This window comes from Sphaerisporangium flaviroseum (assembly GCF_039537005.1).
GTDB lineage: Bacteria > Actinomycetota > Actinomycetes > Streptosporangiales > Streptosporangiaceae > Sphaerisporangium > Sphaerisporangium flaviroseum.
The window spans coordinates 81,255-98,252 of record NZ_BAAAZR010000009.1; the positions used below are offsets into that span (position 1 = coordinate 81,255).

The following is a 16,998-nucleotide window of genomic DNA, read 5'->3' on the forward strand; positions in this document are numbered from 1 at the left end:
CTAGACCCTCCGCATGACGTGCAGCAGGTATTCCTTGCGGTTGAGCGGATTGTGGTCGGTCCGCTCGCGGGTCGGGATCGTCCCGGAGACCGGCTGGTAGCCGTCGAAGGCGCACTCCAGCACGCCCTCGCCGCGCGTCAGCGCCGGCAGCTGTTGCTGCAGCTCGTGCACCCGAGCCGCCGGGATCTCACCCTCCAGCACGCATGACGAGCCCCGGATCGCCGGAGCCCGCGGCACGGCGCGCAGCCGCGCCAGCGCCGGAACCATCTGTCCGAAGGTGTCCGGCGGGATCTCCAGGGTGAAGCGGTGCATCGGCTCGTACACCCTGGTGCCGGCCCGCCGCAGCGCGCTCATGACGACCAGCGGTGTCAGGCACCGGAAGTCCCAGCCGGTGCTCGACATGCTCTTGTCGAAGGTGGCGTGGGCGTGGCTCTGCCGCGGCGCGTAGCCGGAATGCGTCATGGTGACCGTGCAGTCGGGCACCTGCCATCCGTAGAGGCCCTGGTGCAGCGTCTCCCGCACCGTGTCCTCGACGACCCGGAGAAACGAGAACGGCAGCGACCCTAGCTCGATCTCCAGCCGGAATTCGACACCGGTGCCGATGGGGGCCGGGTCGATGCGCAGCCCGACGGTGGCGAGGAACGGATTGGCCTCCTTGTTCATGACCTCGACGGCCGCACCGCTGCCGATCGGCCGCTCGACGCAGATGGTGGTGGTCTCCCGGAATGTGACGCCGATGCCGAAGTCGTTCGCCAGCGTGGCCTGGACGACCTCCTTCTGCACTTCTCCGTAGAGTGAGACGAACACTTCCTGCCGGATCTCGTCCTGCCGTAGGTCGATCAGCGGGTCCTGCTCGGCGAGCTGGGTGAGCGCGGCGTGCAGCGCGCCCTTGTCGCCGGGACGGCAGGGCACGACCACCGTCTCCAGCGTCGGCGGGGCGAAGTGGCCGCTCCCGGACCTCTCCTTTGGCGGCAGACCGATCTCGTGCCCGATCTGGACGTCGGTGAGACCCCAGAGCTTGCCGATCTGCCCCGCGGCGACCGACGGACGCCGGACGGCCGTGCCGCGGTCGAAGACGCTGATCGCGGTGACCTTCCCCTCGTCGTCGCCGGGGAGCCGCAGCCGGTCCCGCGTTCGCACCGTTCCGGAGAACATGCGCACGTAGGCGACCTTCTCCCCGGCCGGGCCGCGTTCGACCTTGAAGACGGTGGCCGAGACCGGGCCATCGGCGTCGCCTTCGGTCGCGGGCAGCAACTCCTCGATGCCGTTGATCAGCGAATCGACGCCCGCGCCGGTGATGGCCGAGCCGAAGTACACCGGATGCGCCAGTGCCTGCGCGGTCTGTGCCGCCAGCTCGCGGCGGAGCCGGTCGTAGGAGACCGTCGTCTCGTCGCCGACGTACGCGGCCAGCAGCGCGTCGTCGTGGTCGGCGAGCAGACCGGTCAGCCTGGCCGTGAAAGCGGTGCCGGCCGCGTCGTGAGGAGCGAAGCCGGCGCCGCGCGTGCCGATGTCGCGGACCGATCCCATGGGGACGATCGCCGGAGTCAGCTTCTCGGAGATGCTCCGGAGCACGCCTTCGTACCGCGCGCCATCGCGGTCGATCTTGTTCACGAAGATGAGGGTCGGAATGCGCAGCCGCTGCAGCGTCCGCATCAGCACGCGGGTCTGCGCCTGCACTCCCTCGACCGCGGAGATCACCAGCACGGCGCCGTCGAGCACGCTCAGCACGCGTTCCACCTCGGCGATGAAGTCCGGGTGGCCGGGTGTGTCGATCAGGTTGACCGTGATGTCACCGATGACGAAGGACACGACGGCAGACTTGATCGTGATGCCGCGTTGCCGTTCGAGCGCCAGGGAATCGGTCTGGGTACTGCCGTCATCGACGCTGCCGACCTCGTCGATGACACCGGCGGCGTAGAGCAGCCGCTCGGTCAGGCTGGTCTTACCGGCGTCGACATGCGCCAGGATCCCCAAGTTCAACGTATGCACTAAGCGTCAATCCCTCTAGATAAGCGGAAACCTTCCTCTGGGGGGATGTGAACGCTCGACGCATTTTCCGTCTCCTTGATCGACCGGCTCTTGCCGGGAGTACAGCAGACGGCCCTCCGGCCGGGCAACCGAATTGTTGGACGGCCCGGCCGCGCTCCCCACGCGGACGACGCCACCGCGCTCGCGTTTCCGCAGACCTGGCGGCACACTGAGGCCGACGACCGACCGCATCGCCCGCGTCATCCGCCGTACGCTGGGCGATGGCGTCTACGTGTACAGCCCGGGAGATGAGGGAGCCAGGCCCTCGGACATAGTGAGGATCACACGCGTCCCTCTGCCCGGTCCTTCAACGCTCGGTTGAGCGCGGCGAAGCCCTCTTCCGTCCGCTTCAGTGTCCGCCCGAGGAAGGGGACCAGGAGCCCGGTGAACTCCTCACGGTGACGGAGCCGGGTGCCCTCGTCGATCGGCTCCAGGATGAAGTCGTGCCGGGCGGCGAGGAGGCCGGGCACCGCGACCTTTCCCAGCCACCGCAGGTGCCTGGCGGGCTGGGCGACCAGGACGGTCGGGTGATGGGTCATGCCCTTACCGCCGGGCGGCTCGATGTACAGCTTCAGGGTGCCGCCCGCCACCGCGGCGCCTTCGGCCCGCCGGATGAAGGGATTCCACTCCGCGTACGTCCCGAAGTCGACGAGGACGTCCCAGACCTTCTGCGGAGGAACGGTGATGACGATGGACGTGTCTATCGTGTGCACTTCCCCTCCTGATCTATGACCGGGGCGTGGCGTACCAGCGCCATGTGGTCAGACGCGGGTGCCCGGGGAGCTCGCCGCGTCCGGTGGCCCACAACAGGGTGGGCCAGGGGTCGGTGGACGCCGGGGCGTCGGGGAACAGCCGGGCGAGCACCCGGGAGCACAGATCGGCGGGCGGGTTCCACGCCAGCCCGAGCCCTTCGGCCAGATCGTGGGTGTGCACCAGGGTCTCCACGATCCCCATCGCGGCGAAGCCTTCGGGGTCCGACACCCCGAAGGTGTGGTGGGCGCGGACCTCCGGCGGCGTCGTGCGCACCATGGCGGTCAGCAGCGCGCAGCTCGCCTCCAGCACTTGCAACAGCCCCGCCGGTCCCGCCGCGCGGTCGGCGTGGATGGCGTTCGCGGGCCCTCCGGGCCTGCGGCGCTCCCACGCGAAGGGCACGAGGCCCTCCAGGGGCGGTGTCCTCGGGCCCAGTTGGGCGGCGTACGAGAAGAGGTCGTCGCTGAGGTGTTCGACGGTCTCCCAGCAGTCCCAATCGAGCGAGCCTGCCTTGCCCTCCCAGGCCGGCGGGGGCGCCTGCTGGAGGATGCCGACGGCGAGCCGCACGGCCTGGTCGACGTCGTCCGCGGTCACCGAGGATGACCCCGTTCCATCTGATTGCGGCATGGCAGGCACCATATCGTCGGGTCGTCCGAGGGTGGCGTCCCATCGCTGATCGGGGGAGCCGGTCCGGGGCGGTGGCGTCGACCTTGCTGCTGGACGGGGCGGCCTTGCCGACCTGGTCCAGCAGGTCGGCAAGGATTTCCAGGGCGCCCGCTCAGGTCTTGAGCGCGACCCCGCCCGCGCAGGCGACGTCGGGGGCGTCGCCCCAGGGGTTGGACTCCGGCCGCCACCGCGTGACCGACACGATGCCCGGCTCCAGCAGCGTCAGACCGTCGAAGTAACCCGTGATCTGCTCCAGGCTGCGGGGGGTGTAGGGGACCACGCCGCTTCCCGCGTTGTGGCGTTGCAGGGCCTCGACGTAGGACGGGTCGGTGTCGGCGCCGTCGTAGAGCGCCAGGTAGCTGCCAGAGGGAAGAGCCTCCATCAACCGGCTCACGATCGAGCGCGCCTCGTCGTAGTCCCTGACAAGGCCCAGGATTCCCATCAGCATGAGCGCGGTGGGCCGGGTGAAGTCCAGCGTCTTCGCGGCCGCCCGCAGGATGCGCTCGGGGTCGCGTACGTCGGCCTCGATGTAGTCGGTGGCTCCCTCAGGGGTGCTGGTGAGCAGGGCCTGGGCGTGCACCAGCACCAAGGGGTCGTTGTCCACGTAGACGATGCGCGACTCCGGCGCCACCCGCTGGGCGACCTCGTGGGTGTTGTCCACGGTGGGCAGCCCGGTGCCGATGTCCAGGAACTGGCGGATACCCGCATCACCGGCGAGGAAGCGCACGACACGAGTGAGCATGTGCCGAGAATGGCGCGCGATGTCGACCATGCCGGGAAAGACTTCACGGACTCTGTCCCCCGCCTGGCGGTCGACGGGGTAGTTGTCCTTTCCGCCCAACATGTAGTTCCAGATCCGGGCGGAGTGCGGCACGGTGCTGTCGATCTGTGCCGGTTTCTGCCTTTCGGCGCCCTCCGCCGCGAGCCCTGAGTCATCTGGCGCAGGTAAGGGGTTCGGGGTGCTCGGGTCCTCGGCCATGGGGAATCTCCTGCCTCACGTTGTTCTCTGCTGGGAGATTACGCTGTCCGCCGCGATCGGCGTAGGCGGGTGATCTTCAGCGCCCTCGGCCTCGCCGTTCGGCGGCTCAGCGGATGTGGCGGCGCAGCGCGGCGGCGTAGCGGTTGACGAAGAACCGCTGGACCATGGCGACCAGCGGCCAGGCCGCACGCGTGTACCAGCGGCCGGGCCTGGTGAAGGAGCGGACCGTGAACGACAGGGACCCGTCGTCGGCCACCTCCAGGAGGAACGACTCCTCGCCGGATTCCGGATGGCCGGGCAGCGTGCCGTACGCGAACCCGGCACGGCGGTCCTCCTCGACGGTCCAGACGACCCGGCAGGGTGCGACCAGGGCGAACGGCCCGAGCCCGAGGCGGGAGGCCACGACGACACCGGGTGCCGCCCTCGGCGCCGTGGCTTGCGGCGACAGTCCGAGGGCGGCGTGCATGCGCCAGGTCAGAAGGGCGTCGGCCGCACGGCCGAGCCTGGCACCGTCGCCCATCTCGTATCGGCGCGTGATGCGCCGGTACCCCTCCGGCAGTTCTTCCGTGCGGGTCGCCCCCACCTCGGCGTAGGTCGGCTCCGCGTCGTCGTACCTCTTCAGATCCATCGCGCTCCTCGTCTCGTTCGCCGGTTCAGAGAGGCAGGGGCCGCAGCCTGCGCCAGGCGGCCACCCCGCACAGCGCGAATCCGGCGGCGTTGCAGACTCCGTGGGTGGCGGCCATCCACGTCAGCGATGGGTGGGGCAGCCCGGTCGCCTCGCCCAGCGCCCAGCTCAGTGCCAGTGCCATCGTGGCCACCAGGATCACGGCGGAGGTGGAGAGCAGGACGCGGGTCAGCCGATCGGAGACCCCGCGCCGCACCTCTGTCCATGTCAGCCAGCCGACGAGCCACATACCCGCGGTGAGTACCACCGCGCCCACCAGTTCGGCCCAGTCGCCGACGAAGTAGCCGAGCAACACCAGGGCAGTGCCGCCGGGCACTGTGAGCGCGGCGGCCGTGGACAACGGACGTTCTCCGGTGGCGTGGCACACCAGGCCGGCCATCAGGGCGGCGGCGAATCCGGCGAAGTGGAAGTGCGCCACGGTCAGTGCGAGGATGTAGGGCTCGAAGCCGAGCAGCCAGTGGCCCGCACGCTCCCACACCAGCGACAGGCCCGCGACGGCCGGGGTCGCCAGCGCGGTGAGCACCGCCACCTCGCGCGGAGCCAACGACCGGTGGCGCCACGCCCGCATGGCGGCGTGCGAGGCGAGGGTCAGCGTCGCCGTCGCGTAGACGATGGCGAGCACCATCGCGGCCGTCCCCCGAGGAAGCCAGAGGGAGCCCGCGCCCGGGACAGCGCCCGCGACCCACACCAGCCTGACCCAGGGCGGCGTATCGATCAGCCTCAGCCCGGCCGGCACCACGACCAGCATCCCCATCATGATGATGACGTTCACCAGGGTGGTCATGGCGCCTCCGGTTGAACACGTTCAACTCGAACCCATCGAAGGGTATCAGCGGCTTGCCGCCGGCGGGAGGCCGCTCGCGAACCCGGCTCACGCCGTGCCATCCGCGGCACGATGGGAGCCGGCACGGTGATCGGGTGGAACCCGATGCCGATGGTCACGTCAAGCCCGCGGCGCCGCTGGGTGGCCTTCAAGTGCTCCATTGAAGCTACACGTGGAGGCTTTCCGCGCAGCAGGAGGCCTCTACTAGAGGTCTGGGGGGATAACCTTCAAATCGCAGCCGTCACCGGGAAGGCGTACCGATGAGCCGTGAGGAAGCAGGGCTTCGCCCCATCGATCTGGCGCGAACGGCAGGCATCTCCACCCAGCAGATCCGCAACTACGCGGACGCCGGCATCCTGCCTCCGGCCCCGCGGAGCCCTGCCGGTTACCGCAGGTTCGGCGTCGCCCACCGCCGGGCCCTGCTGACGTACCGGGCCCTGGCGAGGGGCTACGGGTGGGACACCGCTCGAGCGATCATGCAGGCGGTCCATGCCGGAGATCTCCCACTGGCGCTCACCCTGGTGGACGCCGCCCATGCCATGCTGCACGAACAACGGCTCTCGCTCCAGGCGACGGGCGAAGCGCTCGAAGCGGTCGCGGAGGAGACCCCGGACGCCTCGGCGCCGCCGCGGTCGGGCATGCGCATCGGAGAGGTGGCCGCCTCCCTCGGTGTGCGCGCATCCGCTCTGCGCGTATGGGAGTCCGCCGGCCTGCTGACTCCCGGACGTGAGCCGGGCACCGGGTACCGCCGCTTCGGTTCGGCCGACGTCCGGGACGCACGGATGATCAACATGCTGCGGCAGGGCCGTTACCCCCTGTCCCAGATCCAGCCTGTCCTCGACGGCCTGCGCCGGACCGGCAGCAGTGACGCTCTGCGCGCGGCCATCGCGCAACGCCGCGAGGGGCTGCACCAGCGAGCGACCGCCATGCTGGAAGGAGCCGGCCACCTGCACCACTACGTCACAGGCGAAGATCAGGCCGCCGGCGACGCGCCTCGTCACGGCCGGTGAGGCCTGCCCGGATATGGAGGGTGACAAGCGTCCGGCCCGGTCAAGGCGCGATGAAGTTAGCGCAGACCCCGGCAAAAGGCGTCTTCGATCGTATTTATCGGCATTAGCCCGGCAATCATGAGTTATGGCAGTCGCAGGGTTCATGCCGACCTATTGATCTTCACCGGAGGAATGTGGCCCTGGACCTCGGCGAACCGGGTGCCGGCTGCCCGGCGGTGTGAAGGAAGGACGCGATCACGATGGCCGGCACCACTGATCGTTCCCAAGGGAGGGTCTCCCACCAGGCGGTGGCGCCGATGACCGGATCGCCTGCCTCGCGCCGCGGCCATCCCCGGCTCACCGTGGGGATGGAGGAGGAGTTCGTGCTCATCGATCCGCGGACCGGGCGGGCGCGGCCCACGGCCGAGCAGGTTCTGCGCCGCATCCCCGGGCCGCTCGCCACCCAGGTGGTACCCGAGCTGACCCGCTTCCAGATCGAGACCAACACCCCTGTCAGAACCGATCTGCGGCGGCTCGCGGCCGATCTGCTGGAACTGCGGACCGTCACCTCCGCCGCGGCGGCGAGCGTGGGGGCGGGCCTGGCCGCCTGCGGCACCTGCCTCGCGGGCGTCGCGGGCATGCCGCCGCTGACGTCCTCGCCTCGCTACCTGCACATGTACCAGCACTTTCGAGCCCTGCTGCACGGCCAGGCAGCGTGCGGCTGCCACGTCCACATCGGGATCGCCGACCGTGAGGAGGCGATCCAGGTGAGCAACCACGTGCGTCCCTGGCTTCCGCTGCTGCTGGCCCTCACGGTGAACTCCCCGATCGCCGACGGGATGGACACCGGATACGCCAGCTGGCGGGCGATCCTGTGGGCGCGGTGGCCCAGCGCCGGGCCGCCGCCGCTGTTCTCCTCGGCCGAGCACTACGAAGCCCTGGTCGACTCCCTGTACGCCACTGGGGCCATCCTCGACAGGGCAATGGTGTACTGGCTGGTCAGGCCGTCCGACCACCTGCCGACCCTGGAGTTCCGCACCGCCGACACCTGCGCGACGGTCGAGGAGGCGATCATGCTGGCCGCGCTGATCCGGGCGCTGGCCTCCACCGCGCTGGCCGACGTGCGGAGAGGCGTCGCCGCCCCGCAGGTCCACCAGACCCCGCTGTGCGCCGCCTACTGGCGAGCGGCTCGCGACGGCATGGAAGGCGACTGCGTCGACCTGCTGTCCGGCCGCCGGATGCCGACCTGGCACCTGGTCAGGCAGCTGCTGGCGAAGGTGTGCCACAGCCTGGAGGACAGCGGCGACCTGGCCCTGGTGACCGCCGTGCTGCACCGGCTGCGGTGTGGCGGCTCCGGCGCCGCCCGCCAGCGCGCCGCCTACAACCGCCGCCGGCGGCTGGCCGACGTCGCGGATCTGCTCCTGCGGCAGACGCTGGCCATCCCCAACTTCCCCGATCGCCCGTACGTTCCCCGCGGCTGACGATCGCCGGCCGTCCCGGCGCGTTTGCCGGTACGTGGCTCGGGCACGGTGCGTGGATGCCGGAGCGGAGTGAGACTGAGGACCTGGTCACGGTCACGCCATGCGAGGACGGCCCGCTTCTCGTACGGGGGCCGTTCGCGTTGACGACTCAGGACGGGCGGGCGATCGACCCGGGCAGGGCGACCGTGGCGCTGTGCCGTTGTGGCCGCTCATCGGTCAAGCCGTTCTGCGACGGCTCGCACAAGGCGACCGGGTTCCGGGCGCCGAGCGGGCCCGACGAGCCCGGCTGACCGTTACGGCGGAGCAGGCGAGGAGAGTGGGCGGCCGTCCTGAGGACGTCGTCGGGGCGCACGTGTCGGACCAGTCCACGTCAGAGACCGGCGTGCCGGGCGAAGAGCTCGTCCGGCGAGCCGTCCACCACGGACCCGGACGCTGCGGCCCAGCCGCCGCAGGTAGGCGGTCGGCTCGCCCGGATCCGCCTCGTGCTCCCAGCGCAGGGGGAGCACGTAGGAGAGAACCATCATGAGCGCCCCGCCACCAGATCCGTCCTGGCCAGTGAGGAGGTCTCACCTCGCCAGCAGCCGATGAGGTGCTCGGCGAAGAGCCGTTCCAGGGTCAGGGCGCAGTCGGCGCCGTAGAGCACGTCACCGGTCAGACCGGGATGGGCGATCGCGAAGCCACCGCACATGTCATGGACGGCGATCTGCTCGTGGACGGCGTCGGCCTGCACGTGTTCGTCGTAGAAGCGGGTGGCCTCCGCGTCGCCGCCCAGCCGCCGCAGCCCACGGGAGTACCGCATGTTGGGCAGGGACGAGGTCATCTCCAACGCCGCCAGGTGGCCCAGCAGCGCGCCACGCCACCGGCGATGGAGGCCGAACAGGGACATGACGTTGGAGATCGCCAGGGTTATCGCCGGCACCCTGTCGAGGTAGGCGCCGTAGGAGTCGTCCAGCTCGAGCCGGCGCATGGTGGCCCGGAACAGCTCCGAATGCATCCGCTGCAGGCGCCCGCCGCCGTACTCGTCGGCCTGGATCTCCACCAGGGCGGCCTTGGGACGGCCGTGCAGCCGCGGGATCGCCCAGGTGTGCGGGTCGGCCTCCTTGAGGTGGTAGATCGACCGGTGCACGACGAACTCGCGGAACTGCTCGAGATCGGCCTCCCGCTGGAGGAACTTCGAAAGGGAAGGGCCCTTGTCGGCGGCGATCGCCAACTCGGTCAGCGCCGGTCTCACGGCGGCCGGGGGGACCGCGGATGGGCGCGGCACGACCTGGGCCAGGCCGTCTTCGAAGCGCCGTTCCAGGATCCGCCGCATCGCCAGCAGCGACGGGTTCCACTCCCAGCGCTCGTCCACGCCGTCGATGCCCTGGTAGTGCAGCTCGTAGCAGACGAAGAGCGCGAGTTGCAGATCGCCGTCGTGCAGCGGTGCGCCGGTCGCGCGGACCGGCGACGGGTCGAAGTCGTGCGGCGGCCGGGCCAGCTGTTCGAAGAGCCGGGTGGTGATCGGACCTCGGGAAAGGGGCAACCGCATCAGACGCTCCAGGTGACTCAGATGATCGGCGGCCTCCTATACCCGGACCGGGAGCGGCAAACCCGTCGGCCGTCCCGAAGAAGCGGTGCCTCTCGCACCGCCGGCGGGCCGGCGGATCGCACGGTTTGCGGCGTGGCATCCGGGGCAGCCACCGGCGCCGCAATGTCAGGGGTCGCACTCCGCCGGCCCTCAAAGCCACGATAAAAGGTATTCGACAAGAGGAGCTGGTAGATGCGTTGATTGACGAGACCTGACGCGCTTGGGGGAGCGTGCGAACGGCTGCCGGAAAGGACGCCTGTGGGTAAGAGACGGGGGCCGGCGACGAGCGCGGGCGAAGACGATCTCCAGCTGTCGCTGCTGGCGGGTGAACACGCCCTGTTCGCGCGGGGCGACCTGGGAACCGGCCGTAAGTGGTTCGACGCGGCCTACCGCGAGGCCGAGCGCCGCGACGACGGTGTGGCGACCGCGTCCGCCGCGCTGGGCCTCAGCGGGTTGTGGGTCCACGAGCACCGCACGGCCGCGGACGAGGCCATGGTACGGGTCCGCCAGCGCCACGCGCTGTCGCTGATCGACCCGCGCTCCCCGCTGGCGCTGCGGCTTCGGGCCAGACTGGCCGCCGAGGAGGCCTTCCGCACGGGCGACCACGCGGAGATCCTGGCCATGGTGCCGGAGGCGCGGCGCGCCGGTGACGTGGTGGCGCTGGTCGAGACCCTGAGATTGGCCCACAACTGCGTGACCGGACCTGAGCACGGGGCGCTGCGGTCGGAACTGGCCGGGGAACTGATCGGTGAGGCGACCCGCACCAACCGGCGCGCGGACCTGCTGATGGGGCTGCTGTGGCGGACCGTCGACCTGTTCCTCGAGGCGGACCCGCACTCCGAACGGGCCCTTGGGGAACTGCGTTCCCTGCTGGCGAGGGAGGACCACCTGGCGGTCGGGTTCGTCGTCAGCGGCATCGAAGTGATGCTGAGCATCAGGGGGGGCCGGTTGGCGGAGGCCGAGGCGCTGGCCTCCGCCTGCGCCGAGCGTGGGGCGGCGGCCGATGACCCCACCACCAGGGCACGGTACGTCGGCCACATAGGAACCATCCGCTGGTACCAGGGCCGTCTGGGCGAGCTTGTCCCGACGCTGTCGGAGCTGGTGAACTCGCCGATGCTGGGTGCGAGGGACAACTCCTACTTCGCGGTCCTGGCCGTGGCGGCCGCGACCGCAGGAGACCGGCGCCTGGCGGCGAGCATGCTGGCCCGGCTGTGCGGCCGTGACCTGGCGGAGGTGCCGCGATCGGGCAGCTGGCTGGTGACGATGTACGGAGTGGTGGAGGCGGCGCATCTGCTCGAAGAGGCGGAGGTCTCGGCCCAGGCGTACAGGCTTCTCGCCCCGTTCGCGCGTCTTCCGGTGCTCGCCACCTTGGGCGTCACCTGCCTTGGGTCGGTGCACCATTCGCTCGGGGTGGCTTCCCTGACCACCGGTGATGCCACCAGGGCCGTGGACCATCTGCGGGCGGCCGTTCGCGACAACCTGGCGCTGGGCCACTGGCCGGCCGTGGCCCTCTCGCGGGCGCGCCTCGGGCAGGCACTGGCGCTTCGCGACGGCACGCACGGCGGGGAGGCGCGACGCGAGCTCGCGCTCGCGGCCGAGGAGGCGGCGGCGCTGGGAACGGCCCTGCCGGTCGGCATGCCGCGGGAGTGGGCGCGCCGGGCGGGGAACGGTGACGCCGGCGAGGGGGCATCTCCGGTGACGTGCCGGCGCCGCGGACGGCAGTGGCAGCTGGAGATGGACGGCCGGACCGTGCTCGTCCCCCACAGCGTGGGCATGGGGCACCTGGCCATGCTCCTGGCCGATCCCGGGCGGGAGATCCCCGCCGCCGACCTGATCGCGGGCCCGGTGCCCGCCAGGGCGGCGACGCGCGTCGGGGGCGCGCCGCCGCTGGACGAGCGGTCGGTGCACGACTACAAGCGGCGGCTCTCGCAGCTGCAGGATGACATCGACGAATGCGAGTCGATGAACGAGATCGAGCGCGTGGCCGCCTTACGCGCCGAGCGTGACCGGCTGATCGACGAGGTGGCCGGCGCCACGGGCCTGGCCGGACGGCTGCGCCCCTTCACCGGCAGCCCGGAAAGGGCCCGGATCGCGGTGGGGAAGGCCATCCGGCGCGCGTTGGACGCGATCACCGCGGCCGACCCCGGCATCGGCGCCGAGTTGCGCGCGACGGTGGAGACCGGAGCGCGCTGCTGCTACCGGGCCAGGTGACCGGCGTACCTTCATACGCCGGACACCTGACATACGGACACGCCGGGCCCTGGGGGTCAGCCCTTGAGGCCCGAGCGGGAGATGCCCTCGATGACCCAGCGCTGGGCGACCAGGTAGAGCAGGATCACCGGCAGGCTGGCGATCACCGCCCCGGCCATCAGCAGGTCGTAGCGGATGGTGTTGGCGCTCTGGAAGTTGCCAAGACCCGCGGGCAGCGTCAGCGCGTCCGGGCTGAGCAGCACGTAGATCGGCCAGAGGAAGTCGTTCCAGTTGGTGAGGAACGACAGCAGGAACAGCGTGACCAGCGCGGGCCTGGCCAGAGGCAGCGCGATGGTGGTGAAGATCTGCCAGCGGTTGCAGCCGTCCAGCTCGGCCGCCTCCTCCAGCTCACCGGGCAGCGTGAGGAAGAACTGCCGCAGGAAGAACACCCCGAAGCCGCCCGCCGCCGCCGGCACGATCACCGCGGGCAGGCTGTCGACCCACGCCAGCTCGTTGACGATCAGGAAGTTGGGGATCAGCAGGACCACCGGCGGGATGAACAGCGTGGCGACCACCACCGTGAAGATGGCCGTACGTCCACGGAAGCGCAGCCGCGCCAGCGCGTACGCCGCGGGGGCCGCGGTGAGCAGCACCAGGACGGCGTGGCCGGTCGCCGCGATGAGGCTGTTGGCGAACCAGGTGAGGATCGGGCTGTCGGGACTGTTCAGGATCTCCTGGTACCCGGCGACGGTGGCGGGGTCGGGAATCCACTGGGGCTCGGTGGAGCCGGCGGCCTCGCGCGTCTTGAACGAGGTCACCAGCATGTAGACGAGCGGGCTGATGTAGAGGGCGGCGACGACGGCGAGCACCAGATGGAGCAGGGATCGCCGTACGCGCAGGGTGGATGGGACGGTCATGACTTACCCCTGACGCGGAAGGCGCCGAAGACCAGGGCGCTGGCGCACATCAGGAACCCGGCCAGGATGAAGCTCATCGCCGAGGCGGTCCCCATGTCGAACTGCCGCAGTCCGGTCTCGGCGATGAGGTAGATCGCGGTCTTGGTCTGGTCGGCGGGCGATCCGCGGGTCATCAGGTAGGACTGGCCGAACATGTTGGCCGAGGCGAGGATCGTGGCGTTCACCACGAACACCGTCACCGGCCGCAACCCGGGCAGCGTCACCGAGCGGAACCGCGCCAGCGGGCCCGCGCCGTCGACCATCGCCGCCTCGTACAGCTCGCGCGGGATGTCCTGCAGCCCGGCGAGGAAGATGACCGCGTTCAGCCCGAGCGTCCACCACACGGTGACCCCCACCAGCGCGATCCACGCGGGCGGCACGTCGGTGGTCCACTGCACGTCGAGGCCGAGGTAGTGGTTGACCAGGCCGATGTTCCCGTCGAGCAGGTACCGCCAGATGAATCCCACCACGGCGACGCCGAGCACGTACGGTGCGAAGTAGACGGCCCGGTAGAGGTTGCGGCCACGGAACCGGCCGTTCATCAGCAGCGCCACCAGCAGGGGCAGCAGGATGAGCAGCGGCACCGACGCCACGGTGAAGATGCCGGTCGCCCTCATCGCCATCCAGAATCGGGAGCCGTCGACGCTGCCGGGGTCGAACAGGTCGGCGTAGTTGCCCGCCCCCACGAACGGCTTGGCCGGGAGGTTGATGTCCCATTCGTGCAGGCTGGTCCAGAACCCGAACCCGATCGGCAGCGCCATGAAGACGGCGAACAGCACCAGGTAGGGCGCCAGGAAGACGTACGGCGTCCAGGGCCGCATCCGTGGCGTGGCCCTCGAGGGAGCGGCCGGGGCCGCTCCCTCGAGGTAGTCCGGACGGGTGAGCAGGCTCACTGGCCGTACTTCCGCTTGTTCTCGGCCAGGAGCTTGTCGGCGGTCGCGACGCCTTCCTTGAGGGCGTCGGCCGGGCTCGACTGCTTCAGCACCGCCTTGGCCACCGCCAGCTCCAGGGCCTTGGACTGGACGTCGCCGACGCCGGGCAGGGCCGGGAGGAAGTGGAAGGCGTCCAGGTCGGAGGCCAGCTTGATCTGGGGCAGGTCGGCGATGGCCGCTTCCTGGCGGGCGGAGTTACGTGCGGGGATCATGCCGGCCTTGGCCCATTCGGTGGACTGCCGGCTCATGTGGTCGATGAAGAACTTGGCCGCCTGCACCTTGTTGACGTCTCTGGCCGCCTGCGAGGTCATCACGAAGTTGTGCGAGGCGCTCCAGGTGGCGGCGGTGCCGCCGATGGCGGGTACGGGGGACATGCCCCAGCGCAGGCTCGGGGCGTTGGTCTTGAGGTCGTTGATCTGCCAGATGCCGTCCCAGGTGAAGCTGACCTTGTCGTTCTTGAAGGCGGCGTACTGGGTGTCGATCGCGACCTTGGCGGGGCTGACTCCCCTGTCGATCTGCTCGACCATCCAGGCCAGCGCCTGCGTTCCCTGCTCGCCACCCCAGAGCGCCTTGGCGCCGTCCTCGCTGTAGAGCTCACCGCCGTGCTGCCACAGCAGTGACATGAACATCAGGTGCGCGGGCCACTTGTTCGGCATCCAGAAGGGGTTGGCGATGCCCGCCTTGGACAGCTCGGCGAGGGCGTCCTCAAAGGTCGCCTTGTCCGCCGGGGCCTCCTTGAGCCCGATCTTGTCGAGGTGGGCGGCGTTCCAGTAGTCGCCGAGGCAGTGCACGTCCAGCGGGATGCTGTAGCGCTTGCCGCCGTAGACGCCGGCCTGCCAGACGGCCGGGATGAAGTCGCTGTCGCTCAGCTTGAGCGCGGCGACGACGTCGTCGAGGGGGGTGAGCACCTTGCGGGCGGCGAAGGTGCCGATCCAGTCGTTGTGGATGATGGCGACGTCCGGCCCCTTGCCGGCGGAGATGGCCGTCGGCATCGCGGGGTAGAGGTCCTCCCAGCGCCGGGTGACGTTACGGACCTCGATCCTGCCCGTGTACTCCTTGTTGAAGGCCGCCAGCATGGTGCGCATGTGCGGGCCGTCTCCGCCCGTGAAGCCGTTCCAGTAGTCGAGGGTCACCTTGGGGCCGGTGTACTCCCCGCCGGAGAACGTGGGCGCGGCCGAGGCCGCACCGGAGGACCCGGATCCGATCTTGGTACCGCCGCCGCAGGCCGTCAGGGCCGCGGTGAGCCCGACGGCTCCGGACATGCCGAGGAACGAACGGCGGGACAGGGGACTGGTCATGGGTTACTCCTGGAGGCGGGGGGAGCGAAACGGACAATAGTCCATGAAGCGGGCGGAAGGGTGAGCGTGGCTTTGCAGCCGTCGAGATGGAGACCGGTGCCGGGACGGGGGACGACCCGGTCGGGCGAGCCCGCCGAGTTACGGGCGGAGGGGTCGGCGTCGGCGATCTCCAGATGCTCGACGGCCCGCAGCCCGCCGGGAAGGGTCACCTCGGTGGTGCAGGGGGCATGGCGGTCGCGGTTGACCACGAACAGCGTCAGCCCGCCGGTCGCCTCGTCGTGCGTGGCGGTCGACCACAGCGCGGGCACCTCGCCGTACCGCCCGGTGTCGATCGTCGCGCACTCGGGCTCCACCCGGAGGACCTCTCCCCGGGCGTGCCGGGCGGTCAGCGCGAACGGGTGGAAGATGGTCTGCCGCCAGGCCGGGCCGCCCGGCTCGGTCATGATCGGGGCGATCACGTTCGCGAGCTGCGCCTGGCAGGCCACCCCGACCCGGTCGGCGTTGCGCAGCAGGGTGATCAGCAGGCTGCCCACCACGACGGCGTCGGTGACGTCGTAGGCGTCCTCGATGAGCCGCGGGTGCTCGGCCCAGTCCAGCGACGACTCGCCGTGGAAGCGGCTCTGGTACCAGACGTTCCACTCGTCGAAGGAGAGCTTGATCTTCTTGCGGTCGCGGAGCTTGGCGCCCACGTGGTCGGCCGTCGCGGCGATGGACCGGATCATGTGCTCCATGTCGGCGCCGCTGGCCAGGAAGGAGTCGACGTCTCCGTCGGAGGGGTCGTAGTACGCGTGCAGCGAGATGTAGTCGACCATGTCGTAGGTCGCCTCCAGCACCTCGGCCTCCCACGCGCCGAAGGTGGGCATCCCGCTGTTGGAACTGCCGCAGGCGACCAGGGACAGGCCGGGGTCGAAGCGCTTGAGCGCCCTTGCCGTCTCGGCGGCCAGCCGGCCGTACTCGCCTGCGGTCTTGTGGCCCATCTGCCACGGACCGTCGAGTTCGTTGCCCAGGCACCACAGGTGGATGTCATGTGGTTTGTCCACGCCATGTGCGCGTCGGAGCTCCGACAGGCGGGTGCCGCCTGGGTAGTTGGCGTACTCGACCAGCTGGAGTGCCTCGGTCACGCCCCGGGTGCCCAGGTTGAGCGCCATCATCGGCTCGACCCCGGCCTTGGCCGCCCAGGACATGAACTCGTTCAGCCCGAAGCGGTTGTCCTCCCGGCTCCGCCAGGCGAGGTCCAGGCGGACCGGGCGCTCCTCCACCGGGCCGACGCCGTCCTCCCAGTGGTAGTTGGAGACGAAGTTCCCTCCCGGGTAGCGCACGAGCGTGACCCCCAGCTCGCGGGTCAGCTCCAGCACGTCCGTACGGATTCCCTCGGCATCGGCCAGCGGGTGCCCCGGTTCGAAGATGCCGGTGTAGACCGAACGGCCCATGTGCTCCACGAAGGAACCGAACAGGCGTGGCTCCACCGGGGCGATCCGGAAGGAGGGATCAAGCGTGAGGCGAGCAGCCGGTGCCAAGACACGACCTCTCTGTTGTCGCAGGTAAGCGGTAGGTGATTTCTACAACGTTGTTTCAACGTTGTAAACAGCTGCTCTCCGGGTCGATATCGTGACGTTACGATCGACCTGGAGGCCGAGGGGTCCCAGATCGAAGA

15 protein-coding genes are annotated in these 16,998 nt (G+C 70.1%); 4 read left to right on the forward strand and 11 right to left on the reverse strand.

Features of this window, described 5'->3' with window-relative positions; genetic code table 11:
- From ABD810_RS19905 to ABD810_RS19930, 6 genes are all read right to left on the reverse strand, one after another.
- Positions 1-1,989 carry a GTP-binding protein gene (locus ABD810_RS19905; RefSeq protein WP_344942151.1) on the reverse strand — a complete coding sequence of 663 codons (1,989 nt, stop codon included), beginning with the start codon at positions 1,987-1,989 and terminating at the stop codon, positions 1-3.
- 320 nt (positions 1,990-2,309) lie between these two features.
- Entirely contained in the window at positions 2,310-2,741 is a 432-nt protein-coding gene (locus tag ABD810_RS19910; protein ID WP_344942153.1) for an SRPBCC family protein, read from the reverse strand.
- Positions 2,742-2,754: 13 nt separating this feature from the next.
- Positions 2,755-3,405 (reverse strand): maleylpyruvate isomerase N-terminal domain-containing protein, encoded by a 651-nt coding sequence (locus ABD810_RS19915; protein ID WP_344942155.1) that lies wholly within the window; start codon positions 3,403-3,405, stop codon positions 2,755-2,757.
- Between the two features lie 151 nt (positions 3,406-3,556).
- Positions 3,557-4,423, reverse strand: coding sequence for an SAM-dependent methyltransferase (locus ABD810_RS19920; RefSeq protein ID WP_344942158.1), 867 nt, complete (start codon positions 4,421-4,423; stop codon positions 3,557-3,559).
- A gap of 106 nt (positions 4,424-4,529) precedes the next feature.
- On the reverse strand, positions 4,530-5,051 hold the full coding sequence (locus ABD810_RS19925) for a DUF1990 domain-containing protein (RefSeq protein WP_344942161.1): 522 nt from the start codon (positions 5,049-5,051) through the stop codon (positions 4,530-4,532).
- Positions 5,052-5,076: 25 nt separating this feature from the next.
- On the reverse strand, positions 5,077-5,892 hold the full coding sequence (locus ABD810_RS19930) for a YndJ family protein (protein WP_344942164.1): 816 nt from the start codon (positions 5,890-5,892) through the stop codon (positions 5,077-5,079).
- 299 nt (positions 5,893-6,191) lie between these two features.
- On the opposite strand from ABD810_RS19930, the gene ABD810_RS19935 reads away from it, so the two are divergent.
- The 3 genes from ABD810_RS19935 to ABD810_RS19945 all read left to right on the forward strand — a co-directional run bounded on the left by ABD810_RS19935 (position 6,192) and on the right by ABD810_RS19945 (position 8,691).
- Positions 6,192-6,941, forward strand: coding sequence for a MerR family transcriptional regulator (locus tag ABD810_RS19935; protein ID WP_344942167.1), 750 nt, complete (start codon positions 6,192-6,194; stop codon positions 6,939-6,941).
- 296 nt (positions 6,942-7,237) lie between these two features.
- Positions 7,238-8,401, forward strand: coding sequence for a carboxylate-amine ligase (locus tag ABD810_RS19940; protein ID WP_344942171.1), 1,164 nt, complete (start codon positions 7,238-7,240; stop codon positions 8,399-8,401).
- A gap of 56 nt (positions 8,402-8,457) precedes the next feature.
- Positions 8,458-8,691 carry a CDGSH iron-sulfur domain-containing protein gene (locus ABD810_RS19945; protein ID WP_344942174.1) on the forward strand — a complete coding sequence of 78 codons (234 nt, stop codon included), beginning with the start codon at positions 8,458-8,460 and terminating at the stop codon, positions 8,689-8,691.
- 230 nt (positions 8,692-8,921) lie between these two features.
- On the opposite strand, the gene ABD810_RS19950 is transcribed toward ABD810_RS19945, so the two are convergent.
- Positions 8,922-9,929: an iron-containing redox enzyme family protein gene (locus ABD810_RS19950; RefSeq protein ID WP_344942177.1), complete on the reverse strand. Its 1,008-nt coding sequence runs from the start codon at positions 9,927-9,929 to the stop codon at positions 8,922-8,924.
- Between the two features lie 297 nt (positions 9,930-10,226).
- Here ABD810_RS19950 and ABD810_RS19955 point away from each other — a divergent pair, with 297 nt between their 5' ends.
- A complete protein-coding gene (locus tag ABD810_RS19955; protein ID WP_344942180.1) occupies positions 10,227-12,179 on the forward strand; it encodes a hypothetical protein in 1,953 nt (650 codons plus the stop codon).
- 56 nt (positions 12,180-12,235) lie between these two features.
- On the opposite strand, the gene ABD810_RS19960 is transcribed toward ABD810_RS19955, so the two are convergent.
- The 4 genes from ABD810_RS19960 to arfA are packed head-to-tail and all read right to left on the reverse strand — an operon-like array spanning position 12,236 to position 16,861.
- Positions 12,236-13,075: a carbohydrate ABC transporter permease gene (locus tag ABD810_RS19960; protein WP_344942183.1), complete on the reverse strand. Its 840-nt coding sequence runs from the start codon at positions 13,073-13,075 to the stop codon at positions 12,236-12,238.
- Positions 13,072-14,007 carry a carbohydrate ABC transporter permease gene (locus tag ABD810_RS19965; protein ID WP_344942186.1) on the reverse strand — a complete coding sequence of 312 codons (936 nt, stop codon included), beginning with the start codon at positions 14,005-14,007 and terminating at the stop codon, positions 13,072-13,074. The genes ABD810_RS19960 and ABD810_RS19965 overlap by 4 nt, the downstream gene beginning before the upstream one ends.
- Positions 14,004-15,344 carry an ABC transporter substrate-binding protein gene (locus tag ABD810_RS19970; protein WP_344942188.1) on the reverse strand — a complete coding sequence of 447 codons (1,341 nt, stop codon included), beginning with the start codon at positions 15,342-15,344 and terminating at the stop codon, positions 14,004-14,006. The genes ABD810_RS19965 and ABD810_RS19970 overlap by 4 nt, the downstream gene beginning before the upstream one ends.
- On the reverse strand, positions 15,341-16,861 hold the full coding sequence (arfA, locus tag ABD810_RS19975) for an arabinosylfuranosidase ArfA (protein WP_425566924.1): 1,521 nt from the start codon (positions 16,859-16,861) through the stop codon (positions 15,341-15,343). Before arfA ends, ABD810_RS19970 begins: the two co-directional genes overlap by 4 nt.
- Positions 16,862-16,998: the final 137 nt, after the last annotated feature.

Bases quoted from the DNA above. Each gene is read 5' to 3' on its own strand.
- ABD810_RS19915 (WP_344942155.1), bottom strand. From the start codon at position 3,405: ATGCCGCAATCAGATGGAACGGGGTCATCCTCGGTGACCGCGGACGAC.
- ABD810_RS19920 (WP_344942158.1), bottom strand. From the start codon at position 4,423: ATGGCCGAGGACCCGAGCACCCCGAACCCCTTACCTGCGCCAGATGAC.
- ABD810_RS19925 (WP_344942161.1), bottom strand. From the start codon at position 5,051: ATGGATCTGAAGAGGTACGACGACGCGGAGCCGACCTACGCCGAGGTG.
- ABD810_RS19930 (WP_344942164.1), bottom strand. From the start codon at position 5,892: ATGACCACCCTGGTGAACGTCATCATCATGATGGGGATGCTGGTCGTG.
- ABD810_RS19935 (WP_344942167.1), top strand. From the start codon at position 6,192: ATGAGCCGTGAGGAAGCAGGGCTTCGCCCCATCGATCTGGCGCGAACG.
- ABD810_RS19940 (WP_344942171.1), top strand. From the start codon at position 7,238: ATGACCGGATCGCCTGCCTCGCGCCGCGGCCATCCCCGGCTCACCGTG.
- ABD810_RS19945 (WP_344942174.1), top strand. From the start codon at position 8,458: ATGCCGGAGCGGAGTGAGACTGAGGACCTGGTCACGGTCACGCCATGC.
- ABD810_RS19950 (WP_344942177.1), bottom strand. From the start codon at position 9,929: ATGCGGTTGCCCCTTTCCCGAGGTCCGATCACCACCCGGCTCTTCGAA.
- ABD810_RS19960 (WP_344942183.1), bottom strand. From the start codon at position 13,075: ATGACCGTCCCATCCACCCTGCGCGTACGGCGATCCCTGCTCCATCTG.
- ABD810_RS19970 (WP_344942188.1), bottom strand. From the start codon at position 15,344: ATGACCAGTCCCCTGTCCCGCCGTTCGTTCCTCGGCATGTCCGGAGCC.